This window comes from Streptomyces sp. NPDC051217 (genome assembly GCF_044455465.1).
Lineage (GTDB): Bacteria > Actinomycetota > Actinomycetes > Streptomycetales > Streptomycetaceae > Streptomyces.
Genome location: NZ_JBITEV010000001.1, coordinates 738,139 through 763,984 on the forward strand (window position 1 = coordinate 738,139; position 25,846 = coordinate 763,984).

Annotated in this window: 19 protein-coding genes, 1 tRNA gene and 2 pseudogenes; 11 read left to right on the forward strand and 11 right to left on the reverse strand. The window is 69.9% G+C overall.

Features of this window, described 5'->3' with window-relative positions; genetic code table 11:
- The first annotated feature begins 139 nt into the window (after window positions 1-139).
- Window positions 140-835: a cupin domain-containing protein gene (locus ACIBBB_RS03410; protein ID WP_398978816.1), complete on the forward strand. Its 696-nt coding sequence runs from the start codon at window positions 140-142 to the stop codon at window positions 833-835.
- Between the two features lie 76 nt (window positions 836-911).
- Here ACIBBB_RS03410 and ACIBBB_RS03415 read toward each other — a convergent pair whose 3' ends face one another.
- Window positions 912-3,278, reverse strand: a complete 2,367-nt coding sequence (locus tag ACIBBB_RS03415; protein WP_398978818.1) for a discoidin domain-containing protein — start codon at window positions 3,276-3,278, stop codon at window positions 912-914.
- Between the two features lie 384 nt (window positions 3,279-3,662).
- On the opposite strand from ACIBBB_RS03415, the gene ACIBBB_RS03420 reads away from it, so the two are divergent.
- Window positions 3,663-6,929 carry a family 78 glycoside hydrolase catalytic domain gene (locus tag ACIBBB_RS03420; RefSeq protein WP_398978193.1) on the forward strand — a complete coding sequence of 1,089 codons (3,267 nt, stop codon included), beginning with the start codon at window positions 3,663-3,665 and terminating at the stop codon, window positions 6,927-6,929.
- 84 nt (window positions 6,930-7,013) lie between these two features.
- Here the strand turns inward: ACIBBB_RS03420 and ACIBBB_RS03425 are convergent, their stop codons facing one another.
- The 7 genes from ACIBBB_RS03425 to ACIBBB_RS03455 all read right to left on the reverse strand — a co-directional run bounded on the left by ACIBBB_RS03425 (window position 7,014) and on the right by ACIBBB_RS03455 (window position 15,362).
- Complete coding sequence (locus ACIBBB_RS03425) at window positions 7,014-7,925, reverse strand: hypothetical protein (RefSeq protein WP_398978195.1); 912 nt, start codon at window positions 7,923-7,925, stop codon at window positions 7,014-7,016.
- A 173-nt stretch (window positions 7,926-8,098) separates the two neighbouring features.
- Entirely contained in the window at window positions 8,099-9,142 is a 1,044-nt protein-coding gene (locus ACIBBB_RS03430; protein WP_398978197.1) for a LacI family DNA-binding transcriptional regulator, read from the reverse strand.
- Window positions 9,142-10,560 (reverse strand): arabinose isomerase, encoded by a 1,419-nt coding sequence (locus ACIBBB_RS03435; protein ID WP_398978199.1) that lies wholly within the window; start codon window positions 10,558-10,560, stop codon window positions 9,142-9,144. The genes ACIBBB_RS03430 and ACIBBB_RS03435 overlap by 1 nt, the downstream gene beginning before the upstream one ends.
- Window positions 10,561-10,606: 46 nt before the next feature.
- Complete coding sequence (rhaS, locus tag ACIBBB_RS03440) at window positions 10,607-11,695, reverse strand: rhamnose ABC transporter substrate-binding protein (RefSeq protein ID WP_398978201.1); 1,089 nt, start codon at window positions 11,693-11,695, stop codon at window positions 10,607-10,609.
- 60 nt (window positions 11,696-11,755) lie between these two features.
- Window positions 11,756-12,763, reverse strand: a complete 1,008-nt coding sequence (locus ACIBBB_RS03445; RefSeq protein WP_398978819.1) for an ABC transporter permease — start codon at window positions 12,761-12,763, stop codon at window positions 11,756-11,758.
- A 5-nt stretch (window positions 12,764-12,768) separates the two neighbouring features.
- A complete protein-coding gene (locus ACIBBB_RS03450; RefSeq protein WP_398978203.1) occupies window positions 12,769-13,809 on the reverse strand; it encodes an ABC transporter permease in 1,041 nt (346 codons plus the stop codon).
- Window positions 13,806-15,362: a sugar ABC transporter ATP-binding protein gene (locus tag ACIBBB_RS03455; RefSeq protein ID WP_398978205.1), complete on the reverse strand. Its 1,557-nt coding sequence runs from the start codon at window positions 15,360-15,362 to the stop codon at window positions 13,806-13,808. Before ACIBBB_RS03455 ends, ACIBBB_RS03450 begins: the two co-directional genes overlap by 4 nt.
- A 261-nt stretch (window positions 15,363-15,623) precedes the next feature.
- On the opposite strand from ACIBBB_RS03455, the gene rhaI reads away from it, so the two are divergent.
- Window positions 15,624-16,796 carry an L-rhamnose isomerase gene (rhaI, locus tag ACIBBB_RS03460; protein WP_398978207.1) on the forward strand — a complete coding sequence of 391 codons (1,173 nt, stop codon included), beginning with the start codon at window positions 15,624-15,626 and terminating at the stop codon, window positions 16,794-16,796.
- Between the two features lie 322 nt (window positions 16,797-17,118).
- Window positions 17,119-17,901 carry a cobalt-precorrin-6A reductase gene (locus ACIBBB_RS03465; RefSeq protein WP_398978210.1) on the forward strand — a complete coding sequence of 261 codons (783 nt, stop codon included), beginning with the start codon at window positions 17,119-17,121 and terminating at the stop codon, window positions 17,899-17,901.
- Here ACIBBB_RS03465 and cobF read toward each other — a convergent pair.
- Window positions 17,870-18,634: a precorrin-6A synthase (deacetylating) gene (gene cobF, locus ACIBBB_RS03470; RefSeq protein ID WP_398978212.1), complete on the reverse strand. Its 765-nt coding sequence runs from the start codon at window positions 18,632-18,634 to the stop codon at window positions 17,870-17,872. The two genes, ACIBBB_RS03465 and cobF, sit on opposite strands and share 32 nt — an antisense overlap.
- 151 nt (window positions 18,635-18,785) lie before the next feature.
- Between cobF and ACIBBB_RS03475 the strand changes: the two genes are divergently transcribed.
- From ACIBBB_RS03475 to ACIBBB_RS03485, 3 genes are read left to right on the forward strand one after another with little or no spacing between them, the layout of a single operon-like run.
- Window positions 18,786-19,505 (forward strand): (Fe-S)-binding protein, encoded by a 720-nt coding sequence (locus ACIBBB_RS03475; protein WP_398978215.1) that lies wholly within the window; start codon window positions 18,786-18,788, stop codon window positions 19,503-19,505.
- Window positions 19,502-20,959 (forward strand): LutB/LldF family L-lactate oxidation iron-sulfur protein, encoded by a 1,458-nt coding sequence (locus ACIBBB_RS03480; protein WP_398978218.1) that lies wholly within the window; start codon window positions 19,502-19,504, stop codon window positions 20,957-20,959. Before ACIBBB_RS03475 ends, ACIBBB_RS03480 begins: the two co-directional genes overlap by 4 nt.
- Window positions 20,959-21,654, forward strand: a complete 696-nt coding sequence (locus ACIBBB_RS03485; RefSeq protein ID WP_398978220.1) for a lactate utilization protein C — start codon at window positions 20,959-20,961, stop codon at window positions 21,652-21,654. The genes ACIBBB_RS03480 and ACIBBB_RS03485 overlap by 1 nt, the downstream gene beginning before the upstream one ends.
- A 130-nt stretch (window positions 21,655-21,784) precedes the next feature.
- Here ACIBBB_RS03485 and ACIBBB_RS03490 read toward each other — a convergent pair.
- Both ACIBBB_RS03490 and ACIBBB_RS03495 read right to left on the reverse strand, forming a co-directional pair.
- A pseudogene (locus ACIBBB_RS03490) lies at window positions 21,785-22,063 on the reverse strand (carotenoid oxygenase family protein); the annotation flags it as partial.
- Between the two features lie 64 nt (window positions 22,064-22,127).
- The gene (locus ACIBBB_RS03495) at window positions 22,128-22,610 is read right to left on the reverse strand and encodes a DUF309 domain-containing protein (protein ID WP_398978222.1); all 483 of its coding nucleotides are present in this window, start codon (window positions 22,608-22,610) and stop codon (window positions 22,128-22,130) included.
- Between the two features lie 115 nt (window positions 22,611-22,725).
- Between ACIBBB_RS03495 and ACIBBB_RS03500 the strand changes: the two genes are divergently transcribed.
- The 4 genes and pseudogenes from ACIBBB_RS03500 to ACIBBB_RS03515 all read left to right on the forward strand — a co-directional run bounded on the left by ACIBBB_RS03500 (window position 22,726) and on the right by ACIBBB_RS03515 (window position 25,614).
- Window positions 22,726-22,799: transfer RNA gene (locus ACIBBB_RS03500), tRNA-Pro, on the forward strand.
- 229 nt (window positions 22,800-23,028) lie between these two features.
- Window positions 23,029-23,514 carry an HIT family protein gene (locus ACIBBB_RS03505; protein WP_398978225.1) on the forward strand — a complete coding sequence of 162 codons (486 nt, stop codon included), beginning with the start codon at window positions 23,029-23,031 and terminating at the stop codon, window positions 23,512-23,514.
- A gap of 340 nt (window positions 23,515-23,854) precedes the next feature.
- Window positions 23,855-24,247: pseudogene (locus ACIBBB_RS03510) on the forward strand (alcohol dehydrogenase catalytic domain-containing protein); the annotation flags it as partial.
- Window positions 24,248-24,507: 260 nt separating this feature from the next.
- Window positions 24,508-25,614 carry a hypothetical protein gene (locus ACIBBB_RS03515; RefSeq protein WP_398978227.1) on the forward strand — a complete coding sequence of 369 codons (1,107 nt, stop codon included), beginning with the start codon at window positions 24,508-24,510 and terminating at the stop codon, window positions 25,612-25,614.
- Window positions 25,615-25,846: the final 232 nt, after the last annotated feature.

Consider the following 25,846-nt stretch of genomic DNA (forward strand, 5'->3'; position numbering starts at 1 on the left):
CAGGGGCACAGGGCGGACCTACGTTCTGACAGAAAGCGCTTACTCGCCTGGCCCCGGAGGGGGAGTGTTGACGACGTACAGCACCGGCTCATCCGCACACACGGGCACGGAGACAGTCAGGGCCTCAGGCTTCGCCGGGCTGCCCGGCGCCGTCGCCGTCTCACATCTGACCGTCTACGACTGGGAGGCCGCCGACGGTCTCCACGGTGGCACCCCGCATCTGCATCTGACGTGCTCCGAGGGGTATGTGGTGACCGCCGGCCGGGGCGCCGTGCAGACCCTCACGGCCGAAGGGTTCGAGAGCACCCCGCTGGAGCCGGGCGCACTGGTGTGGTTCACCCCGGGCACCATTCACCGGCTCGTCAACGAGGACAGCCTGCGCATCGTCGTACTGATGCAGAACAACGGGCTGCCCGAGGCCGGGGACGCCGTACTGACCCTGCCGCCGGAGCATCTGACCGACCCACAGACGTACGGCCGCTTCGTACGGATCCCCGAGGGCACCGAGACGGAGCAGGCGGCGTTCGCACGGCGCCGGCGGGATCTGGCGGTCGAGGGGTTCGCGGCGCTGCGCGCGGCCTGGGACGCCGGGGACGAGAAGCCGCTGCTGGACTTCCACCGGGCGGCCGGGGCGCTGGTACGCCCGAGGCTGGACGACTGGCGGGCACGCTGGGAGTCCGGCGCGGCGCAGGCCGCGCGGCAGACCGGCGCCCAGCTCGGCCGGCTCGCCGAGGGGGACACGTCGCATCTCGCCGACGCGCGCGTGCACGCCCGACTGCCCGAGGCCCACGGCAAGTTCGGGATGTGCGGGCGGCTCGACACGTACATGATCTGAACGAGGGAGTGGAGCCTGGCCGGAGCGGGGGACGGTGCGGCGCGCCGGTCGGGCCGGCGCACCGCACCGCGTCGGATCAGTCCGCGTAGACCTCCAGTTCGGAGAGCTGCGCGGCCGGCCAGCCCGTGTTGCCGGTCACGGTCACCCGTACGTACCGGGTCGATGTGCCGGGTAGGTCGACGGTGGCGGTGTTGGCGCTCGACGGGTTGAAGGTGACGCCCGCCGATGCCTTGAGTGAGGTGTAGGTCGAGTTGTTGGTGCTGCCCGAGACGCTGAGTGTCTGCGTACGGGTCTGCCACGCCGCAGCAGGCGGAAGCTTCAGCACCAGCCGGTCGACATTCTTCGCCGAGCCGAGATCCACGGTGATGGACTGCGGGAAGGCGTTGTTGGTGCTCTCCCAGTAGGTGTTGGCATTGCCGTCCACGGCGTTACCGGGGCCGTACGTCTGAGCCTGGCCGGTCGCGGTGACCGGACGGCCCTCGGCGAGGTTGCCCTCGTCACCCGGCGGGTCGGTCGGCGGGTCCGTCGGGTCCTCGGGGTCCACCGGCCCGCCGGGCACACCGCCGTTGGTCCACTGCGGTGCGGGCCACACACCGGTGCAGGCCGGCGGGTTGGAGTACCAGCCGGAGTTTCCGCTGCCGACCTGGGTGATCTGGAATCCGGCGCCCACACAGTTGTGGATCTTGTTGGACTGGGCGATGTTGGTGGCCTTCACGTTCTCGAAGGTCGCCCTGCCCGGTGCCTGGATCTGGAGCGCGTAGGTACCGGCGCCGTCGATCTTGATGTTCTTGAAGTTCAGCCCGTTCGTCGCGCCCTCGATCAGATGGATCGCGGCGTAGGAGCTGTCGAGTATCTCGGTGTCGGTGATGTTGATGGTGGCGTTGTTGATGGGTTCGTTGAGCCCGCTGAACCACACCGCGCCGACACCGAACTGCCAGTTGAAGTCGTTGTTCCCCGCCCGGATCAGTGTGTTGCGTGTGGCGGTGTGGGTGCCCGAGACCGCCGTACCCTGACCGGAGTTGACACCTGGATAGCGGTTGGCGATGTGCAGGCCGCCGCCGTTGGTGATGGTGTCCGACATGACGTTGTCGGAGATGGTGATGTCCTTGCCGCCGTAGGTGACGATGTTGTTCGCCAGGATCGGCAGGATCACCGTGTTGAACGTGAATTTGTTGTTGACGTTGGGGATGTTCTCCGCCCACATCGCCAGACCGTCGTCACCGGTGTTGCGCACGAAGGTGTTGGTGACGGTGGAGTTGGTGACGCCGTAGTGGAAGTTCACGCCGTCGGCCGTCTGGTCCAGGATGCGGCTGTTCTTGATGGTGAGGTTGTTCATCGGACCGTCCACCCAGGCACCGCACTTGGTGTGCTGCATCCAGATGTTGTCGATGACGGAGTCGGACAGCGCGCCACCGATGGCGTTGACCTGGTCGTTGTCCACGCGCTCACGGATGTCGCCGATGATGGCGAAGTCCTTGAGGGTGACGTTGCTGCTGCCGCCCTGGTTCGCGTACTTGCCGTAGACGCCGACCGCCTTGCTGCGGTCGGTGGGGTGCCGGCCCTTCAGGACGCTGTACCAGGGTCCGGCCCCGGCCAGCGTCACCCTGTCGACCACGATGTGGTCGCGGATCTCGAAGTTGCCCTGCGGGATGTAGACGGTTCTGTTCTGCGCCTGCCCGGCGGCGACCGCCGCCTGGAACTTGGCGGTCGAGTCGGCGGCGCCCGTCGGGTCTGCGCCGAAGTCGGCCACCACGTCGAGTGCGCCCGAGGGCTTGCCGATCGGAGCGGCCACCTGCTCGAAGTCGGCGAGGTCGATGGTGAACGTCGGTGACTGCGCGGTCGACGACACCTGGAGCCGGACCTTGGTACCGGTCGCCAGGGTGGAGCCGAACATGGTGCGCGTCTCGTCGTAGAAGTGGTGGGGGTTGGTGTCGCCGGGGTTGTTGTTGAACGGGTAACCGCCGTAGTACCAGCCGTACTTGGAGGTCACCGGCACGTTCTTGAGCTGGCTGCCGTTGACCCGCACGTCGATCCCGGCGTCCCGGCCGGTCCCCGCGGAGTTGTCGGGCAGCGAGTAGCGGAAGGTCATGGCGTTGGCCGGCTTGGTGAGGGTGAACTCCACGTACTCACCGACCGCGTCGAGCGTCACGGCCTGCCGTCCGGAGGCCTCCGAGGGAAGCGATCCGTACAGCCGGTTGGGGCCTATCAGGGTGCCGTTGGTAGCGGCGTACTCGGCCTCGTGCTCCACGAAGGGCACGGTGGCACCTCGGCCGGGGATGCCGACGGGGGAGGGGGCGGGTACTCCGGCGGCGACGGCTGCCGGGGCGGCGGACATGACGACGACGGCGGCCGTCCCGGCCACCGCCGTCGCGAGAGCCAGGGAGGCGGAGAGTGAGGCGGATATGCCGCGGCGGAGCAGGCGGCGTCTCGGGGGAGGTGTCACAGACATACGTCCTTGCGGCTCGTGGGGACTCTGCGGACGCGAAAAGGCTAGGAGTGGTTCCGCAGGAAGTCTATGAATCTGCGCAAGAAATGGATGATTGGTCAGAATCCATGTGCGCCATACGCGGGTCTTTCCCTGTCATATATGCGCAAGTTGGGCTCAGGGTTGTTCCGGGATCCAGTCAACCTCGTTGATCGCGGCGGTAGTTCGCGGTCCCGCCGACCGACCCTCCGCCGCAAAAGTCTCCCTGATCGCAGCAAGAAGCGGAGTCGCGGCAGGCGTTCCGCCCGGCGCCTCGCGCACCTCTTGTGAGCCCTCCCGGATCGGCCCTACGATTCTTGACACGGGACATGAAACGATTCAATCAAAGGGGCTGGCATGGGCATGGGCTGGACACGCAGAGGTCTCCTGGGCACTTCCGTGGTGGGCGCCGGCGCCGGAATCGTCTCTCTCGCCGCGGGCCCGGTGGCCTCGGCCGCCACCCCCGCGAAGGGCCACGGGCCCTCGCACGGCGGCGGGTTGCGCGTCGTCGCCGCAAAGGTGGAGTACGCGGAACACGTCCTCGGCACTGACAACCCCACCCCTCTTCTCTCCTGGGAGCTGACGGCCGACGGCCACGGCGCCCAGCAGCGCTCGTACCAGATCAGGGCAGCCACCGACCCGCGCGACCTCGCAGGAGGGCGCCAACTCCTCTGGGACACCGGCAAGGTGACCTCCGGGCGCGGCGTCGCCGTCCCCTACGCCGGTCCCGCGCTGCCGCCCCGTACCCGCTGCCACTGGCAGGTCCGCGTCTGGGACGGCTCCGGCGACGTCTCGGCCTGGAGTACGGCCGGCTGGTGGGAGACCGCACTCGGCGACGAGAAGTGGGGCGCCACATGGATCGGCGCGGACGCCGGCGCCGATCCCCTCACCCTCGAAGGCGCCTCCTGGATCTGGACCGAAGGCGCGACCACCGGCGACGCCCCCGCCGGACCGCGCTGGTTCCGCGCCGGCCTCGGCCTCCCCGCCGGCGCCGGAATCGCGAGCGCGACCTTCGTCGCCACCGCCGACGACGACTTCACCCTCCACCTCGGCGGCGCACAGGTGGCACACGCGCCCGAACAGCAGGACGGCTGGCGCACTGGCAGGACCGCCGATGTCACCGAAGCCGTCAAGGCGGCCGGAGAGCGCGTCGTCCTCGCGGCGGTGGCCACCAACCGCGGGGGAGCCTCCGTCAATCCGGGCGGATTCATCGCCCGTCTCGTCGTCGAGACCACCGACGGGCAGACCCGTGAACTCGTCACCTCCGACGACTGGCTGACCTCCGGGACCGAACAACAGGGCTGGCAGCAAACGAGCTTCGACGACAGCGGCTGGGCTCCCGCCACCGTTCTCGCCCCCTACGGCGAAGGCCCCTGGGGCGACGGCGTCTCGGTCTCCCGGCCCGAGGCGCCCGCGCCCCTGCTGCGCCGCGAGTTCGCCGTACGGGGGCCGGTCACCCGTGCCCGCCTCTACATCAGCGGACTCGCCTACTACGTCGCGGAGTTGAACGGTCAACCCGTCGGCGAGCAGGTGCTCGACCCCGCCTTCACCGACTACGACGAGACCGTCATGTACGCCGTGCACGACGTGACGTCCCTGCTGCGCCGGGGCGACAACGCCATCGGCGTCACCCTGGGCCGCGGCTTCTACGGCATGACCACCCCCAACGTCTGGAACTGGCACCGGCCGCCGTGGCACGGCGAGCCCCGCCTGCTGTGCCGCCTGGAGGCCGAACACCCGGACGGCACCCGCACCACCGTCGTCTCCGACACCGACTGGCGCATGACCGAGGGCCCCACCCTCACCAACTCCCTCTACGCCGGCGAGACGTACGACGCCCGCCGGGCCCCGGCCGACTGGACCCGACCGGGCTTCGACGACCGCGCGTGGCGAGCCCCGGGCGCCCAGCAGGCGCCGAAGGGCGCCCTGCGCGCCCAGCCGCACGACCCCATCGAGATCATCGACACCATCACCCCCACCGAGATCAGCGAACTGCGCGCCGGCGTCTACGTGGTCGACATGGGCCGCACCACCGCCGGCTGGACCCGACTGACCGTCAAAGCGCCTGCGGGCACCGTCGTTTCGCTCGTCCACGGCGAGAAACTCAAGGACGACGGCAGCGTCCACGCCGAGACCGGACATGTCCCCGGCCGCTTCCAGCGCGACGAGTACATCTGCGCGGGCGGCGGGAAGGCCGAGGTCTGGGAGCCGTCGTTCTCGTACAAGGGCTTCCGCTACGTTCAGATCGAGGGCCTGCCCGCCCGCCCCGAACCGTCCGACGTGCTCGGCCGGACCGTCCACACCAAGGTCGACGAGGTCAGCGCCTTCTCCTGCTCCGAGCCCTTCTACGAGACGCTCGACAAGGCCATGCGCCGCACCCTCCTGAACAATCTGCACGGCATCCCGACCGACACCCCCATGTACGAGAAGAACGGCTGGACGGGCGACGCGCAGCTCGGCGCGCCCACCCTCGCGTACGGCTTCGGCGTCCACCGCTTCCTCGGCAAGTGGCTGGATGACCTGAGGGACAGTCAGAACCCTGACGGACAGCTGCCGGTGATCGTCCCGAGCGGCGGCTGGGGCTACGGCGACCTCGGCCCGTCACCCGAGTGGACCACCGTCTACCCGTTCCTGGTCCGTGAGATGTACCGGGTGTACGGCGACGACCGGATCGCCCGGCAGCACTGGCCGGTCGTCACCCGCTATCTGGACTGGGAGCTGGACCGTCTCGTGAACGGCCTCGCGATCACCGCCCTCGGCGACTACCTGCCGCCCGGCTACGGCGGCAACCCGCCCGAGGACACCCGTCTGACGGCCACCGCCTATCTGTACCGCGCGCTCGTGGGCACCGCCGAAATGGGCGAACTACTGGGCCACGACGAGGTGGCCGGGCGCTACCGTACGGCGGCGGCCGGGCTCAGGGACGCCCTGAACGCTGAATTCCTCAACGACGCCGGGCACTACAGCACCGCCAAGGACCCGGACTACCGGCAGACCTCCAACGCGATCCCGCTCGCCTTCGGCCTGGTCCCCGCCGGGGCCCGCGCCTCCGTCGTGGACAGCCTCGTCGCCGACATCACCGAACGCGGCAACCACCTCAACACCGGTGCGCTCGGCACCAGCGTGCTGCTGCGCGTGCTGTGCGCGCACGGCCATCCCGACATCGCCCACGCCATCGCCACCCGGCGCACCTACCCGAGCTGGGGCTACTGGTTCGACAACGGCGCCGACACCATGTGGGAGATGTGGCAGCTCGACTCCCGCTCGCGCGACCACTATTTCCAGGGCACCGTCGCCCAGTGGCTGTACGAGAACGTGGCGGGCCTGCGCCCCGGCGACGACGGCTACCGCACCTTCACCGTCCGCCCCGACGCCCGTACCGGGGTCAGCTGGGCGCGTACGTCGATCCGTACGGTGCGCGGTCCGGCCTCGGTGGCATGGTCCAAGGTCGGCCGTGACCTGCGGCTGACGGTGAAGGTGCCGGTCGGGGCGAGCGCCGAGATCCATGTGCCCGCCGACCGCAAGGACAAGGTGACCGCACCGAAGGGAGCCACGTATCTCCGTACGGAGCCCGGCTTCCAGGTCTACAGCGCCGGGCACGGGGCGTGGGATTTCGTGGGCCGCGGCTGACACACACACGACAGAGCGCGCACCGCGCACGACGGACGGCTCGGACCGCACCTGTCCGGGCTGTCCTCGTTCCGGGAGGGGACTTCAGTCGCCGGTGTACTCGGGACCTCCGCCCGACCAGTCGATGTCTTCCGCCGGGACGGCCGTCATCCCGTCGACATCAGTGACGTACCGGCCCCCGTAGGCAGCGCTCGGTGCCGTGACCTTGAAGTCGTACGTCATCGACTTCCCCTCGTTCGCCGAGCTCGACGGCAGGGGGACAAGGCGCGGCTTGCCGTTGGAGTACACGAGCAAGTCCGCGCGGAACGTGCAGGACTTCCTCTGTGCCGAGAAGCTGACGACGAACGTGCGGGCGTCGCCCTTCTCCATGGCCACGTCGCCGGTGAACGGGTCGCCCGGCCTTCCGTCTTCCGTGAGTTCCCGAGTGACGGGACGTTCGGCGTCGACGTTCATGGCCATGACGACCGGCGGCGCCTCGGTGCCCGCGTTGCCGATGCCCGGGGGCTTGAGCAGGGAGCCCGTCACCGCCGGCCCGCACACGACGTCCCGGAGCCGCACCCCTTGGACGAGGGATGTCGTGTTGTGAAGCGCTTCGACGTTGACCGCAGTCGAGACCGATCCGAGGGGTATCCAGTGCTTGCTGAGCCAGGTCCAGCCGGGTACGGACTGGTCGTCGGTGAACGAGTCGAACTGCTTCCCGTCCAGAGCCCCGAGCGCTTCGTCGCTGGCGAACCATACGGCGTTGATGCTGGAGGGATGCATGGAGATCTCGACCGGGGCACCATTTTCCTGCTTCTCCTCGTCGCTCCTCGCGTCCTGGCCCTGCCAGAACTCCACGTAGAGGGGGTAGATCGAGAGCAGAGCAAGCCCGGAAACGACCAGCGCGAAGCGCGCCAGCCAGCTCGTTTCCCTTGAGCCGCCGGGCGTGGGCGGTGTCGTGCCGTTCGGGCCACCGGAACCGGCTGAGGGCGAGGGGGGCGGACTCGGTACAGACATCAGATGTCCCCTTAATGGTCTGATAGTCCGAATCGCTGCGGAGCGTCACGGTAGCTCGCCCCCTGTCGCCCGCGAAGCGCTTTCGGCCAAAGAGGGGCCGACGGCATCGGATCAGGGCCGTCGGGCCGCGCCCTGTCCGGCGCCGACCGGACCGGGCGCGCCCTGAAGTGGCGTCAGCCCCGAGGCCCGTGCCCGCCGCCCGCGCGTGGCATCGAGGACTCCCGTACCACCAACTCCGGTTGCAGCACGATCTGTTGATGCCGGTGATCGGCCGCCGACTCACCCGTCTCCTCGATCAGCAGCTCCGCCGCGAGCCGCCCCATCTGCGAGGCCGGCTGGCGCACCGACGTGAGCGGCACCGCGGCGGCCGACGCGAACTCGATGTCGTCGTACCCCACGAGCGCCATCTCGTCCGGGACGGCCACCCCGGCCCCGTACATCGACTGGAGCACCCCGAGCGCCAGCAGGTCGTTCGCGCAGAACACCGCGCTCGGCCTGCTGTGCAGACCCAGCAGCCGGGCACCGGAGTCGCGCCCCGCCGACACGTCCAGCCGCTCCGCCTCGACCACCCGCAGCCGGTCGGCCGGCAGCCCGGCCTCCTCCAGCGCCAGCAGCGCGCCCGCCCGCCGGTCCCGGCACTGCGCGAGATGCGGCGGACCGGACACATACGCGATGTCGGTGTGCCCCTGGGCCAGCAGATGACGCATCGCGAGCGCCCCGCCCGTGACATCGTCCACCGACACCGAACAGCCCTCGTCGCTCGACACGACCCGGTCCACGAAGACGAACGGGATGTCCTGCCGCCGGAAGCTCTCCAGATTCCGGCCCGTCTCGTCCGTCGGCGTGATCAGCACACCGCGCACCCGCTGCTCGCTGAAGAGCCCCAGATACTCGGCCTCCTCGCTGCTGCTCTGCGCGCTGTTGCAGAGCATCACACCGAGCCCGGACTGCCGGGCCACCCGCTCGGCGCCGGTGGCGACGTCCACGAAGAACGGGTTGGCCATGTCGAGGACGAGCAGCGCGATGATGCGGCTGCGGCCGGCCCGCAGATGGCGGGCCGACTCGCTCCGTACGTAGCCCAGGCGCTCGATGGTGGACTGCACCCTCGCCCGCGTCTCCTCGGCCACCGAATCCGGCCGGTTGATCACGTTCGACACCGTGCCGACGGAGACGCCCGCCACCCGGGCGACGTCCTTGATTCCCACCGATTGCGCCATCAGACAGTGACCTCCACCAGCTCCAGACCGCTCAGACCGGCCAACGCGCGCAGCTCCGGAATGATGTCGCCGGTGGCGAGCGCCCAGTGGTGCCCCACTCCGCTCGCACTCCACGCGTCGGTCCACTCGCCCGGGTCGCGGCCGAAGTCGACACGCGATGTGGTGTTGCCGATTTCCAGCAGCGGGCCTTCGACCACTTTACCCACCGCGGCGACCAGCCTGTAGCGACCGTCCCTGGACTGGCCGAGTCCCACCAGCGTCACCGGTCCCCGCCGTACGTCGCACTCGACCGACACACCCCAGCCGCGCTTGCCGTGGTACACACCGAGTCCGCGCAGCACCGGCCGGTTCGCGCAGACGGTCGGATTGGCGGGCCCGTCGTGGCCCATCTCGACCACACCGTCCCGGAAATTCAGCGCCTGGAGTTCGGTGAAGGTGCCGCCCGCGCCCAGCCGGTCCGTGATCAGCATGGCCAGCGAGGTGCGCAGCTCGTACTCCCCGCACGCGGGGACACCACGCGCGGTCAGCAGCGAGGAGCCGAGGATCATGCCCGCGCCGAGACGTTCGTGGACCTCACCCTCCAGACCCCGGTGGTAGTACGCCAGCGAGTCCAGTCCGAAATCCTCCACCAGCCGGTCGAGGCCGACCGACACCCTGGCCGCCCACACCAGGTCCTCCTCGGCCACGGAGTCCGCGATCTCGAACGCGTCGCGGGTCTCCGCCAGCTTCGCCGTCACCGCCAAACCGTCGGCCTTCATCGCCCGTACGCGCAGATCGTCGAACTCCAGGACCTCCACATGCCCCCCGAGGTTGGCCGGCACCATCGTCAGGTCCGTCGACACGTCGTACATGCCCGGATAGAGGTGGCCCATCAGCCCGTGCCGGCCTGTACGCAGCGCGCCGCGCACCCCGGCCGCCCCGATCCACCGGCCGATCCGCTCCCACGCCCGCCCGTCCTCCAGATACCCGGAGACGGAACGGAAGGGCACACCGACGCGCTCGAAGGCGTTCGCCATCTCCGGCAGCGGACACGCGCCGCAGTACGCCAGCCATTCGCCGGTGCCGAACGTCGCGTGGTCCATCGCCTCGGTGGGCTGGAGATTGATGAGCAGCACCGGCGCGCCACTGCGCTGGGCGACGGGCACGAGCATCGTCGCCGTCATGTAGGTGGTGAGGAAGCCGACGATCAGATCGCAGTCGGCGGCCCGCAGCTTCTCGGCCGCCGCCGCGCCCTCCTGGGCGTCGGAGATGAATCCGACGTCCACTACGTCGGCGTCGTAGTCGCCCAGACGCTCCGTCACCCGCCGTGCGGAGCACCGGAGTTGGGGGAGCAGGGCGGGGAACTGGGGCCAGTACGCGCCGAGCCCGCCGGAGACGAGACCGATCCGGGTACGACGACGGATGGTTGCTGCGTTCATCGCGGTTCTCTCACTCTCCCGGTCACCGTGGGGACCTGTGGGGACCTCAGAAGTCGAAGTCGCCGATGTTCTTGGCGTCGAAGACCGTCGGCGGGCCGAGGATGATCTCGCCGTCCTTGCCGACCGTGTACTCGCCCAGGTCACCGGCCTTGAACTTCTCGCCCTCGGCCCCGGTGATCTGCCCGGACGCCAGTGCCGCCGCCGCGTACGTGCCGAGGTAGCCCAGCTTCTTCGGGTCCCAGAGCGAGAACTGGTCGAGCGTGCCGTTCTCGATGTACTTGCGCATCTGGTTGGGCGTGCCGAGGCCGTTCAGGACGACCTTCCCCTTGTAGGAGGAGTCGCCGATGTAGCGGGCCGCCGCCGCGATACCGACCGTCGTGGGCGAGATGATCCCCTTGAGGTTCGGGTACGCCTTGAGGAGTCCCTGGGTCTCCTGGAAGGACTTCTGGTCCTGGTCGTCCCCGTACGCGACCTTGACCAGCTTCATGTCCTTGTACTCGGGCTTCGTCAGCTCGTCCTTCATGAACGTGATCCAGGTGTTCTGGTTCGTCGCGTTCTGCGTCGCAGACAGGATCGCGATCTCGCCCTTGTTGCCCAGCTGCTCGGCGATGTTGCGGACCTGGCTGCGGCCGATCTCCTCCGAGCTGGCCTGGTTGATGAAGAGCTGGCGGCAGTCCTTGGCGGTGTCGGAGTCGTACGCGACGACCTTGATGTCCTGCCTCATCGCCTGCTTGAGCGGGCCGCACACCGCGTTGGGGTCGTTCGCCGCGATGAGGATCGCGTCCTGCTTCTGCTGGATGAGGGTGTTGATGTACGACACCTGGGACGACGCCTTCGCGTTGGAGGGTCCGACCTCCTTGCCGGTGGCGCCGATCTCCCCGGCGGCTGCGATGCCCGCGTCGTCGACGATCTTCTCGTACGGGTTGTTGATCTGCTTGGGCAGGAAGGCGATCTTCAGGCCCTTCTTGAGCGGGGCGTCCGGATTCGCCTCGGCGTTGCCCGACTTGGCGGGGGCGTCGTCCTTCACGGAGTCTTTGGTGGTGCCCGAGCAGCCCGACACGGCGAGCGTGAGGGCACAGAGCGCGGCGGATACGGTGACGACGGCATGGCGTCGGGAGCGGGCCTGCGACAGCATGGTGAGTGCCTTTCGGGGTCGGGGGTCGGGGGTGGTGGGACGGAGTCGAGTCGGGGAGAGTCAGGGCGCTGCGGAGACCGGGACGGATTCCTCGGCCGCCGTCCGCCGATGCCGGCGCTCGGAGACCACGGCGATGATCCGGGGAGTCAGCACGGAGGCGACGAGCAGCAGGCCGGTGACGATCACCTGGATCTCGTTGGAGATGTCGTTGAGGGTCAGCAGATTCGTCAGCAGCCCGATCAGCAGGACACCCGCGACGGCGCCGCCCAGTGTGCCCTTCCCGCCGTCGAAGTCGACGCCGCCGAGCAACACCGAGGCGATGACGACCAGTTCGAGACCGAGCCCGTTGTCAGCGCGGGCGCTGCCGTAGCGCAGGGTGTAGACGATCCCGGCGAACGAGGCGACGAGACCGGACACCACGAACAGCACCAGTTTCAGCCGCTTGACGCGGATGCCCGCGAACCACGCGGCGTCCTCCTGCGCGCCGATCGCGAACAGCGAACGGCCGAAGCCCGTGCAGTGCAGCGCGATCGCGGTACCGACGGCGAGCACCGCGAACAGCGCGACCGGATACGGCACGAAGGTGCCGGGCACCGTCTCCGTGTACGCCGCGTACTTGGCGTACGTCTCCGGGAAGTCGGCCACCGCCTCGTCGCCGAGGATGACGGACGCCAGCCCGCGGTAGAGCGTGAGTGTGCCGATGGTGACGGCCAGCGAGGGCAGGCCGACCCGGGTGACGAGCCAGCCGTTCAGCAGCCCGCCGGCCGCGCCCGCCAACAGGCAGATGGGCACGATCAGTTCGAAGGCGAAGCCCGCCTGCCAGAGTGAGCCGGCGAGCGCGCTGGACAGCCCCAGCATCGAGGCGACCGAGAGATCGACCTGCCCCGCGACCACCAGCAGGGTCATCGGCAGCGCGATCAGCGCGATCTCGGAGACATCGCCGAGCGCCGCCGACAGGTTGTCCGTGTTGGCGAACCCCTCGGTGGTGCCGGTGCCCGCCAGGAAGACCGCGATCAGCAGGATGCCGACGGCCGTGTCCCAGCGCAGATATTTCGTCAGTGTCGTCATCGCGGTCATCGCCGGCTCCTCTTCCTGAGCGCGCTGGTCGTACGCACCTGCAAGACGCGGTCGGTGGTGATCGCCGCGAGCAGCAGCACACCGGTGATGGCCTGCTGCCAGAAGGAGTCGACCTTGAGGACGACCAGTGCGCTGCCGATGGTGGTGAGCAGCAGCGCGCCGAGCGCCGCGCCCCAGACGCTGCCCGTGCCGCCCGTGATGGCGACGCCGCCGACGACGACGGCGCTGACGACCGTCAGCTCCCAGCCGTTGGCCGCGTCGGCGACGACGGTGCCGAAGCGGGCGAGCCACAGCGCGCCCGCGAAGCCCGCGACGGCACCGGAGAACGCGTAGGCGGCCAGGATCCGCCGCCGTACGGGAATGCCCGCCAGCCGCGCGGCCTCCGGGCTCGACCCGATCGCGTAGAGCTCACGCCCACTGCGGTAGGTACGCAGGAAGTAGCCGGTCGCGGCGAGTACCGCGGCGGAGATCAGCGGCAGATAAGGGATGCCGAGGACGCTGCCGGAGCCGAGGGAGAGCACACCCTCGGGGACGTTGACGGCGTTGATCTGCTCGCCGTGCGCCCAGGCGTGGTCGATGCCCTGGATGATGTAGAGCATGCCGAGCGTCACCACGAGCGCGGGCACCCGGCCGAAGCTGACGAGCGCGCCGCTGACGAGCCCGCAGACGGTGCCGAGCCCGATACCGAGCAGGACGACGGTGAGCGCGCTGTGATCGGTGCCGGAGACGAAGTGGCCGCAGGCGAAGGCCGTGAGACCCACGACCGAGCCGACCGAGAGGTCGATGTTGCGGGTCATCACGACGACGGACTGACCGACGGCGAGGAGCACCAGGATCGAGGAGTTGAGAAGCAGGTCCTTGATGCCCTGGTCGTCGAGGAAGCCGGGGTTGGCGAGCCAGGTGCCGAGGATCAGCAGCGCGAGCGCGCCGCCGATCGCGATCTCCCGGGCGCGGAAGACGGCGTCGACGAGCGAGCGGGCCGACCGGCCTTCCTCGGCCGCGGCTTCCGGGGTGGGCTTGTCGAGCGTGCTGGTCATGGCGTCGGCTCCTTCGCCGCCGTACGTCCGGTGCGGTCCGTGTCCGGCGTACGACCGGTCGCCGCCGCCATCACGGTCTCCTCCGTCGCCCGCTCACGCGGTATCTCGGCGGTGAGCCGTCCCTCGTGCATCACGAGGATCCGGTCGGCCATGCGCAGCACCTCGGGGAGATCGGACGAGACCATCAGGACGGCGAGTCCGTCCGCGGCCAGTGACGAGAGCAACCGGTGAACCTCGGCCTTCGTACCGACGTCGATACCGCGCGTCGGCTCGTCGACGATCAGCACGGCCGGGTCGGTGGCCAGCCACTTCGCGAGGACGACCTTCTGCTGATTGCCGCCGGACAGGACGGACACCGGATCGGTGAGTTTGCTGTATTTGAGCTGGAGCCTCACCGCCCAGTCGGCGGCGCGCCCGTGTTCGAGCGCCCGGCTGACCAGCCCGCGGCTGCGCACGCCGCGCAGCCCCGTCAGAGCGATGTTCCGCTCGATGGACATCTCCATCACCAGACCGCGCAGCCGCCGGTCCTCGGGGACGAGCGCCAGCCCGGCCTCCATCGCCGCCGTCGGTGAACCGGCGGGCAGGACACGGCCGTCGACCTTCACCTCGCCCGCGTCCGCGCGGTCCACACCGAAGACGGCCTGCGCGACCTCGCTGCGCCCCGCTCCCACCAGCCCGGCGAGGGCCACGATCTCACCCCGCCGTACCTCGAACGACACGTCCCTGAAGACGCCTTCACGGGTCAGTCGGCCTACGGACAGCACCGTGGAGCCGGGCTCCGCCGCCGACTTGGGATACAGGTCGTCCAGATCGCGCCCGACCATACGGCGCACGAGGTCGTCCTCGGTGAGCCCGTCGAGCGGTTCGGAGGCGACGTGCCTGCCGTCGCGCAGGGTCGTGACGTGCGAGCAGAGGCCGAAGATCTCCTCCAGCCGGTGCGAGATGAACAGCACCGCCGCGCCTTCCGCCCGCAGCGTCCGTACGACGGAGAACAGCCGGGCGGTCTCGCCGCCGGTGAGCGCGGCCGTGGGCTCGTCCATGATCAGGACCCGCGCGTCGAAGGAGAGCGCCTTGGCGATCTCGACGATCTGCTGGTCCGCGATGGACAGCCCGCGCGCGGGCCGCCGGGGGTCGAGCGCGACGCCGAGCCTGCTCATCAGGTCGGCCGTCGCGCGGTGGACGGCCTTGCGGTCGATACGCCGGGCCGAACGCCGTGGCTGACGGCCCATGAAGATGTTCTCCGCGATGGACAGATCGGGGAAGAGCGTCGGCTCCTGATAGATGACCGCGATCCCGGCGTCCCTCGCGTCGGCGGGGCCGTGGAAGACGACGGGTTCGCCGGAGAGCAGGATCCTCCCCTCGTCGGGGCGGTGGACACCGGCGAGAGTCTTGATCAGGGTGGACTTGCCCGCGCCGTTCTCACCGGCCAGGGCGTGGATCTCACCGGGCCGCAGATCCAGGGAGACGTCGTGCAGGGCCCGTACGGCTCCGAAGGTTTTGGAGACTCCCCTCAGCGCCAGGACAGGGGCCGGGCCCTTGTCGGGCTTTTCCATGGCGGGCTCCTCGGCGAGGCTGGTGTGGGCGGTGGTGTCGGTGATTCACCGACTTACTCATGAAAGGATTCAACTTTTCCCGGAAGCTAGACGTCCCAAGCGGTTCGAGTCAATGGGCGTGCACCGGAAACCCTCGTCTTTTCGGTGTGGAGGGGCAGTGTGCACGCTGTGGACAAGTCGGGGCCTTGACAGGCGGGTTGGCCCAGCTCATCATCGCCCTTGATGAATCGATTCATGGTCTGCTGAATGGAGCGTTGAGAGATGACGAGCCGCCGATCCGACATCTCCGCCGTGAAGGCGGCCCTCATGACGCAGGCTGTCGAGACACCGTCCTGGGCGTACGCCAACAGCGGGACCCGGTTCAAGGTCTTCGCCCGGCCGGGCGTCCCCCGTACCCCCAGGGAGAAGTTGGACGACGCGGCCCGCGTACACGCCCACACCGGCGTCGCGCCCACCGTCGCGCTCCACATCCCGTGGGACAAGGTCGACGACTACGGCGCGCTGGCCGCGTACGCCCAGGAGCGCGGCTTGCGGCTCGGCACCATCAACGCCAATGTCTTCCAGGACGACGACTACAAACTCGGCAGCGTCTGCCACCCGGACGCCGCGGTGCGCCGCAAGGCGCTCGGGCATCTGCTGGAGTGCGTCGACATCATGGACGCGACGGGGTCGCGGGACCTCAAGCTCTGGTTCTCCGACGGCACCAACTACCCCGGTCAGGACGACATCCGCGCCCGCCAGGACCGCCTCTCCGCGGCACTGGACGCCGTGTACGAACGGCTGGGCGACGACCAGCGGATGCTGGTGGAGTACAAGCTCTTCGAGCCCGCCTTCTACGCCACCGACGTCCCCGACTGGGGCACGGCCTACGCCCACTGTCTGCGCCTCGGCGAGAAGGCCCAGGTCGTGGTCGACACCGGCCACCACGCGCCCGGCACGAACATCGAGTTCATCGTCGCGATCCTGCTGCGGGAGGGGAAGCTCGGCGGCTTCGACTTCAACTCCCGCTTCTACGCGGACGACGACCTGATGGCCGGCGCCGCCGACCCGTTCCAGCTCTTCCGGATCATGTACGAGGTGATCAGGGGCGGCGGGTTCACGTCGGACATCGCCTTCATGCTCGACCAGTGCCACAACATCGAGGAGAAGGTCCCCGCGGTCATCCGCTCGGTGATGAACGTCCAGGAGGCGACGGCGAAGGCCCTGCTGGTGGACGCCGAGGCCCTGGCCGCCGCCCAGCGGGCCGGCGACGTCCTGGCGGCGAACGCGGCGCTGATGGACGCCTACAACACGGACGTACGCCCCTTGGTGGCCGAGGTCCGCACCGAACTGGGCGCGGACGCGGACCCGGTGGCGGCGTACCACGAGTCGGGCTACGGAAAGAAGATCGTGGCGGAGCGGGTCGGCGGGGAGCAGGCGGGGTGGGGGGCGTAGGCGCTGTCAGCTTTCGGTTCGGGCTGACACCCGTGACCGGCCTCCGGCCGTGGGGCGGCGAGGCACCTTCCCTGAGTTGATCCAGCCTGACCGACGGCTGGTACGACATCGGGGCCGACGGCCACCACCTCTTCCGCCACAGCGACGGAACGTACGTCGACCGCGCTGGAGCCCGTCCCGTCGGCCCTGGTCCCGTTCGTCACCGGCGACCAGGGCCCCTGGCTGCGCCGCGCCCTGGACCTTCCGTGCGACACCGACTGGGCGGCCGTACGCGCCGGGGTCCGCCTCCTCGTACCCGTACCGCCCCCGTAGCCTCGTCCCCATGCCCCACCCGCGCGTGCTCATCCTCGGCGGTACCGGCGAAGCCCGTCGGCTCGCCGGCGCGCTCGCCACCGCCGCCCCGGACGCGCACGTGACGACCTCCCTCGCGGGGCGCGTCACGAACCCGGCCGCTCCTGCCGCCGGGGACGTCCGCGTCGGGGGATTCGGCGGGCCCGACGCCCTCGCCGCGTGGCTGGTCGCGCACCGTATCGACGTTCTCGTCGACGCCACGCACCCCTTCGCCGCCACCATCAGCGCCCACGCCGCCCAGGCCGCGGCCTCATCCGGCACCGACCACTTCGCCCTTCGCCGCCCCGGCTGGCCCGTCGACCCGCGAGACCGCAGACACCCCGCCCGCTCGCTCGCGGACGCCGCCGCGCAACTCCCCGTACTGGGGGGCAGGCGCGTCTTCCTCACCACCGGGCGTCAGGGGCTCGCCGCCTTCGCCGGGCCCGAACTGGACGGGTCGCACTTCCTCGTACGCACCGTGGAACCGCCCGAGCCGCCCCTGCCCCGCAGCACCCACATCCTTCTCGACCGGGGCCCGTACACCCTCGAAGGCGAAACCGCTCTCCTCCTCGACCACCGCGTCGACGTCCTCGTCACCAAGGACAGCGGCGGCCCGGCCACCGCCGCGAAGCTCACCGCCGCCCGCGGACTCGGCCTGCCCGTGGTCATGGTCGAACGGCCGCCCACGCCCGAGGGCGTACCGGAAGTCCCCGACGTACGAGCCGCGCTCGCCCGGCTCGGGCTCAGTCCCGCCGCAGCAGATACGTGTCCATGATCCAGCCCTTGCGGGCGCGGGCCTGAGCCCGTAGCTCCACGATCCTGTCCGCGACCTCCGAGAGCCGCCCCGAGACGAGGATCTCGTCCGCCGTCCCGACGTACGCGCCCCAGTGGATGACCGGGTCCTCCGCCAGGTGGTGGCGGAACGACTGGTGCCCGTCCAGCATCACCACCACATCGTCCACCCCCTCCGGCCACGCCTCCGCCAGCCGCCGGCCCGTGGTGATCTGCACCGGGCGCGCCACCCGGTTCAGCCCCGTGCGGTGCTTGGCGAGCAGCGCCGAGACGCTGCTGATGCCCGGGATCACCTCGTGCTCGAAGGCGACCGTGCCGCGTTCCAGGATCTCGTCCAGGATGCCGAGCGTGGAGTCGTACAGCGCGGGGTCGCCCCACACCAGGAACGCTCCGACCTGGTCGTCGCCCAGCTCGTCGGTGATCATCCGCTCGTAGATGCCGGCGCGTTTGGTGCGCCAGTCGCCGACGGCGGGGGAGTAGTCGGCGCCGCCGGCCGTCCGGTCCCGTTCCGGGTCGCGCGCCTCCACCAGCCGGTACTCCCGGCCGTCCGCGATGTGCTCCGCGAGGATGTCGTGCCGCAGCCGGATCAGGTCGGCCTTCTCCGCGCCCTTGTCGAGGAGGAAGAAGACGTCCACCCGGTTCAGCGCCTTGACCGCCTGGAGGGTCAGCTGGTCGGGGTCGCCCGCGCCGATGCCGATCACATAGATCTGTCTCACCGGGCCGAGTCTGCCTCATGGCCTCGTCAGCCTTCCTCCCGGCTTCCTCCCGGCTTCCGCCCCGCTTTCTGGTGGCTTTATGTGGACGTGGATTCATCGGACGTCTGCGCGGGTCTTACGTTCGCCGCAGGTCGCGGCATATGCTCCGGCCATGCGTGTCGCCCTCTTCGTCACCTGCGTCAACGACGCGGTGTATCCGTCCACCGGGATCGCGACCGTGCGGCTCCTCGAACGTCTCGGGGTGGAGGTCGACTTCCCCGAGGCGCAGACCTGCTGCGGCCAGCCCCAGTACAACACCGGCTACCGCGCGCAGACCGAGCCGCTCGTACGCCGTACGGCCGCCGCCTTCGAGGGGTACGAGTACGTGGTGACCCCTTCTGGATCCTGTGCCGCCATGGTCCGGCAGCACTACCCGAAGATCGGCGACGCCTCGGCCGCGGCCCTCGCCGCCCGTACCTACGAGCTCACCGAATTCCTCGTCGACGTCCTCGGAGTGACCGACGTCGGCGCGTACTTCCCGCACACGGTGACCTACCACCCCTCCTGCCACGGCCTGCGGCTTCTCGGCCTCGGCGACAGACCCCGCCGCCTCCTGGAGGCCGTCGACGGACTGGAGTTGCGTGAACTGCCCGGCGCCGACGAATGCTGTGGCTTCGGCGGCACCTTCGCCGTGAAGAACTCCGATGTATCGACCGCCATGGGCCAGGACAAGGTCAGCAACGCCGTCTCCACCGGCGCCGACGTCCTGTGCGGCGCAGACAACTCCTGCCTCATGCACATCGGGGGCGTTCTGCGCCGCGAGGAAGCACCGCTGCGCGCCCTGCATCTCGCCGACATCCTGGCGAGCACCCGAGAGGAGCCCCTCGTATGAGCGGGACGTTCGTCGGTATGCCGTCCTTCCCGCGCGCGGCCAAGGAGGCCGTGCACAACAAGACCCTGCGCGGCAATCTGCGCCACGCCACCCACACCATCCGCGACAAGCGCGCCAAGGCGGTGGCCGAACTCGCCGACTGGGCCGAGCTGCGCGAGGCGGGGAAGCAGATCAAGGACCACACGCTGCGCCATCTCGACCGCTATCTCCTCCAGTTGGAGGCCCAGGTCACCGCGGCGGGCGGCACCGTCCACTGGGCCGCCGACGCCGACGAGGCCAACCGGATCGTCGCCGACCTGGTCAAGGCCACCGGCGAGAGGGAGGTCGTCAAGGTCAAGTCGATGGCCACCCAGGAGATCGGACTCAACGAGGCCCTGGAGGCCGAGGGCATCGCGGCGTACGAGACAGACCTCGCCGAACTCATCGTCCAGCTCGGCGACGACCGGCCCTCCCACATACTCGTCCCCGCCATCCACCGCAACCGCGGCGAGATCCGGGACATCTTCCGCACGAAGATGGCCGACTGGGGCCGCGCCGCGCCCAAGGGGCTCTCCGACACCCCCGCGGACCTCGCCGAGGCCGCACGGCTCCACCTCCGCGAGAAGTTCCTGCGCGCGAAGGTCGGCATCTCCGGCGCCAACTTCATGGTCGCCGAGACCGGCACGCTCGTCGTCTTCGAGTCCGAGGGCAACGGCCGGATGTGTCTGACGCTCCCCGAGACACTGATCTCCGTCGTGGGCATCGAGAAGGTGGTACCGACCTGGCGGGATCTGGAGGTCTTTCTCCAGACGCTGCCGCGCTCCTCGACCGCCGAGCGGATGAATCCGTACACGTCGATGTGGACGGGGACCGCCGACGGCGACGGGCCGCGGACCTTCCACCTCGTCCTCCTCGACAACGGCCGCACCGACACCCTTGCCGACGAGGTCGGCCGCCAGGCGCTGCGCTGCATCCGCTGCTCGGCCTGTCTCAACGTCTGCCCGGTGTACGAGCGGGCCGGCGGGCACGCGTACGGCTCCGTCTACCCGGGGCCGATCGGGGCGATCCTCAGCCCCCAACTCCGGGGCACCCAGAGCGAGATCGACGCCTCACTGCCGTACGCCTCGTCGCTGTGCGGCGCCTGCTACGAGGTGTGCCCGGTCGCGATCGACATTCCGGAGGTGCTGGTTCACCTGCGGGAACGTGTCGCCGATCAGGGCGGCAAGGGCCACCGGCTCGAAAAGGCCGCGATGAAGGCGGCGGGGTGGGTTCTCGACCATCCCGGCGTGCTGGGGGCGGGGGAGCGGGTCGCGTCGAAGACGCGCAAGCTGCACCCGTCGAAGCTGCCGGGCACCGGCGCGTGGACGCGGAGCAGGGAGCTGCCGGAGATGCCGGCGGAGCCGTTCCGCGACTGGTGGAAGAAGAACCGTAAGCAGTCGGGCACGACGCCGAACACGGAGGGGAAGAAGCCGTGATGAGCACCGGCCCCGCCACCAGCCCCGGATCAGGCCCCGGTTCGGGCTCGGGCCCCGGCCCTGGCCCCGGTTCGGGCTCGCGTGAACGCGTCCTCGCCAGGGTCCGCGCGGCTGTCGCCGACGCGCCCGACGCCCCGGAGGTGACGCGCGGCTATCTCGACACGCACACCCCCGACGCCGGGATGGTCGACCTGCTGGCCGAGAACCTCGCCGACTACCGGGCCGTCGTCCACCGCACCGACTCCGCCGGGCTCACGGAACTGCTGATGCGCCTGCTCGCCGAGCACGGTTCCCGTACGGTGCTCGTACCGCCGGGCCTGCCCCCGTCCTGGCTCGCCGCCGCCGATCCGACCCGGATCCATGACCGGGAGGAGTCCACCGCGGGGGAGTTGGACGAGGTCGACAGCGTCGTCACCGGCTGCGCCGTGGCCATCGCGGAGACCGGCACGATCGTCCTGGACGGGAGCCCCGACCAGGGCCGGCGCCGTATCTCGCTCATCCCGGACCACCACATCTGTGTCGTACGGGCGCCGGAACAGGTCGTCGCGTCCGTACCGCAGGCGATGCCGAGACTCGACCCGACCCGTCCGCTGACCTGGATCTCGGGGCCGTCGGCAACGAGTGACATCGAGCTGGACCGGGTCGAGGGTGTCCACGGCCCGCGCACGCTGGAGGTGGTCCTGGTCGAGGACTGACCAGGACCCCCCTCCGCTGTTTCTTACGCGTCCGGCACCCAACTGCCGTGGAATCCCAGGGGCACCCGGCCCGGCAGAGGATCCGCGCGACCGGTCGGCCCGTGAAGTCCTGCGCTGACAGGATGACGAGGTCGGACGCGCCGCGCTCCAGGTTGTGGACGTACGCCGGCGTGCAGCCGTCGTCCTCCGCCGCCGATTTCGACTCCGGACGGGACGGCACGAAGACGGCCTCCGACGTCGCCGCGTCTTTCGTGAAGCGGTGTACCCGCGTGGTGCCGCGCACCATGTCGTGCTTGATGAGGGTGTCGCCGAAGGACCCGTCCGGCGGCACCCCGTCGACGGTGCCGTAGGCCCGCCGCATCTCCGCGGCCGAGGCGGAGCAGGCGTAGCGGTGGCGGTGCGCCACCACGGCCTCGTTGACGCGCGGGAATTCCTGCGGGCGGTCGTCGAGCCGTTGGTGGCGCGCCTTCCCGTCAAGGGCGGGCCGGCCTCGTCAGGCGCGGCGCTTCGGCGGTGGGATCCACCGGCCCGTCGCCGACACGTCCCGCCAGCTCACGGGCCCAGGCGGTCAGCCCAGGGACGTCGATCCCGTACGGCGCCCCGTGCCCGGAGATCCGCTCGGCACCCCGCAGCAGCAACCGTGCCCCGCCCGTCGGATTGCCCCGGGCGGCATGCGTCAGCCCCACCGCGAGCTGCGCCATCCCGCGCCACAGCGCCTCCTCGTCGTCGGGCCCCGACTTCCACGCGTCCTCGAACACCTCGTGCGCGTGGAACGGCATCCCCGCATCGAGCAGCCGCTGCGCCTCCCGCAACGTCTCGCCGGGGGCCCGCACGACCCCCTCGGGCCCCCGCTCGACCCCGGGCGCCCCGTAGGCCAACGGCCGCCCCAGCCCATCCCGCGGCCGCGCACTCCGCGCCCGCCCTTCGACGTCTCGATCCCGCGGGTTCTCCGTCATGCCCCGATTGTCTCCCGTCCCTCCCCCCCAAGGGACGGCCGGCCGCCGTCCGGCCGTGGGGTAATGTTCTCCACTGTGGCCGCACGGGAGTTCTCCCGGTCGGCGACGGGAACAGCGGGACGTGGCGCAGCTTGGTAGCGCACTTGACTGGGGGTCAAGGGGTCGCAGGTTCAAATCCTGTCGTCCCGACTCGTGAGAGTCGCAGGTCAGGGTCGGCTTCGGAGAAATCCGAGGTCGGCCCTTGGTCATTTTGGGGACCAGGCGGGGACCAGAGGGTCCGCCGAGACGACCTGCCCGGCCTCCACACCCTCGCCGCGGGCATCGACCGGGACCGCGACGCCGTCATCGCGGCCTCACCCTTCCAGGGAACTCCGGCGTCGTCGCCGGCACCGGCGAGACCGTTCTACGATCTCGGCTCATGACGACTCCCGACTGCTACGCATGCAGCAAGGAAGCAGAGTTCGACGACCTTCCACCACGCGAGTGCGTGGCACATGATCAGCACTGGCGGGTGGCCCACGGCTTCAACACCGCGGTGCCCGGCTGGCTGGTGCTGCTGCCCCGACGTCACGTCGCCGCAGTCCACGACCTCACCAACGCTGAGGCATCTGCCCTGGGGATGTGGCAGGTCAAGCTCTCCCGGGCTCTCCGGAGCGTGACTGGTTGCGCCAAGACGTACGTCGTTCAATTTGCCGAGGCCGAAGGCTTCGCGCACGTGCACTTCCACATCGTGCCGCGCATGGCAGATCTGCGGCCGGAGCATCGTGGGCCGGGCATTTTCGAGCTGCTTCGGCGACCTGAGCGGGAGCGGGTAACGACTGACCAGGCAGACCAGATGGCCCGCTCTCTCCGAGCGCGACTTCAAGGGCATCCGAACGCTCAATGGTCAGACCACGGAATCTGAGCCGGAAACCGGCGATGCTGTCGTCGCCGGCCGGGGCGGGCACGCCGAGAAGGGCGGACGCGTCCACGAGGTCGCTGACGACCACGTCCCGGCCCGTATGCGGGTGAGCCGCCCGCCTGCTCGGGATCATCCCTGGTCTCACAGAGCACCCGGCGGATCTCTCGGCGTACGCGCGCGAGGTCACGCAATCAGTGTCACAGTGGATGGGACGAGCCTGGCGCGGCCGTTTGCTCCGGCCGCCGGGTGACAGCCGGAACCACCGACCAGATCACCCCGCCTCCGGCACCGTCTGCGGCGGCATTCCGGGTTCGCGCCGGGTGGTCGGAATGTGCGGCCATAGATGAAGGCACGTGTCTACAACGGCCCCCACGACGTCAAGCTGGCGGATGTACCGGACGCCCGGATCGAGCACCCCAACGACATCATCGTCCGTCTCACCACCACCAACATCTGCGGGTCGGACCTGCATATGTACGAGGGGCGCACCTCGTTCGAGAAGGGACGCTCCCTGGGGCACGAGAATCTCGGTGAAGTCGTCGAGACCGGCTCCGGGGTGAGCAAGGTGAAGGTCGGCGAATATGTCGCCCTGCTCTTCAACATCGCCTGCGGTTTCTGCAAGCAATGTGAGAAAGGGCTGACGAACTACTGCCTGACCATGCAGCCCGAGCCGACGCTCGCCGGGGCCGCGTACGGATTCGCCGAGATGGGCTCGTACGCGGGCGGGAAGGCGGAGCCGAGCTTCGTCTCGCCCGAGCTGAAGCTCGATCAGGGACCCACGGCATACGAGAATTTCGACGCCCGCCTGGATGGCTGGACCAAGGTTGTCTTGCACCCTGACGGCGTGACCGCCTGACGACCATCGGACGGGACGGCCCAAGGGCCCGGGTCAGATCGGACCCCGGGCCCTTCGGTTCAGCACCGGAGCCGGCACCGGAGCCGGCACCGGAGCCGGCACCGGAGGCCGGAGCCGGCTCCGGAGGCAGGGAGGCAGGGATGACGAATAGTGCAACGCCCCGTGATGTCGTCCGCGTCGTTCTGGTCGCCGACCCGGGGCTGCCGGCGGACATCGTCGAGGAACTGGGTGCCACCCTGCCCTCCCGGCTCAGGAAGAAACTGTCCGACCGGGTCGACTGGCAGGTGCGCACGCTCACCGCGGGAGTCGTCGTCGATGAACAGGTCGGCGTCTCCGAGATGGTGGAGCTCGTCCACGACCGACTCGACGCCGCCATCGAGGGCGAGATCGAGTGGGACGTGGCGGTGCTCCTCACCGACCTGCCCCGGCGGGAGGGAAATCGCCCGGTCAGCGCCGAGATCGGCCGCACCGCACACGTGGCCCTCATCTCCCTGCCGGCTCTGGGCTCCGTGCGCCTGACCCGCCGGGCAGCCCGGGCAATCGTCACGGCGATCGGGCTCGTACTGCCCGACAGCACGCGGCCCGGTCCCGAGGATCTGCCCAAGGACCCGGTCGTCGGACAACCGATGGCCGCCGGCCGTGGCATGCCCGACCGCTACGTCGTGCCCGGCCTGCCCGGATACGGACGGCTCATATCCGGCATGGTGAAGGCCAACCGGCCCTGGCTCCTGTTCACCTCGCTCTCCCGCGCCCTGGCCGGCGTCTTCGCGACCGCCGCCTACTCGCTGTTCAACGGCACCGTCTGGCAGGTCTCCGACCGTCTGGGCTGGTGGCGCGAAACCGTACTCGCCGTCCTGTGCCTGACCGCTCTGACGTCCTGGATCATCATCGACCACCGGCTGTGGGAGCGGCCCGACGGCTATCTGCCCCGCGCCCGTGCCCGCCTCTACAACCTCGTCACCGCCATCACCATCGGCCTGGGAGTCCTGTGTTTGTACGTGACCCTGTTCGCCACGCTCACCGCGGTGACGTACCTTCTGCTCGACACCGGCATCCTCACCCAAGTCCTCGGGCACGGCACAGGTGCGGCCGACTCTCTGGATCTCTCCTGGGTCGTCGCCTCCGTCGCGCTGGTCGGTGGCGCCTTCGGCTCCGGCCTCGAAGAGCACGGCGTCGTCCGCAACGCCGCGTACGGCCGACGCCAACGCGAGCGACAGCGCGAGAAGGACAGCGAGAATACCGACTGACCGAACCGGGCGGACGCTTCACAAGGAGACGGCGCGCGGCCCGCGACGGCCGATGCCCGGGAAGCCGCGCCGCGCGAAGCGCCCTCGTCGCGGCACGCGCCGCAGACCTCCTGCCGTCGCCGCTTCTCACCCAAGCCGCGCTGCTCGCCGAACTCGCCCGCCCGGTCCCGGAGGCGGGCGACGACGGATGGCGTTCGGGCCCGGCTCGTCACCACCCCACCCGGGGCCGCCG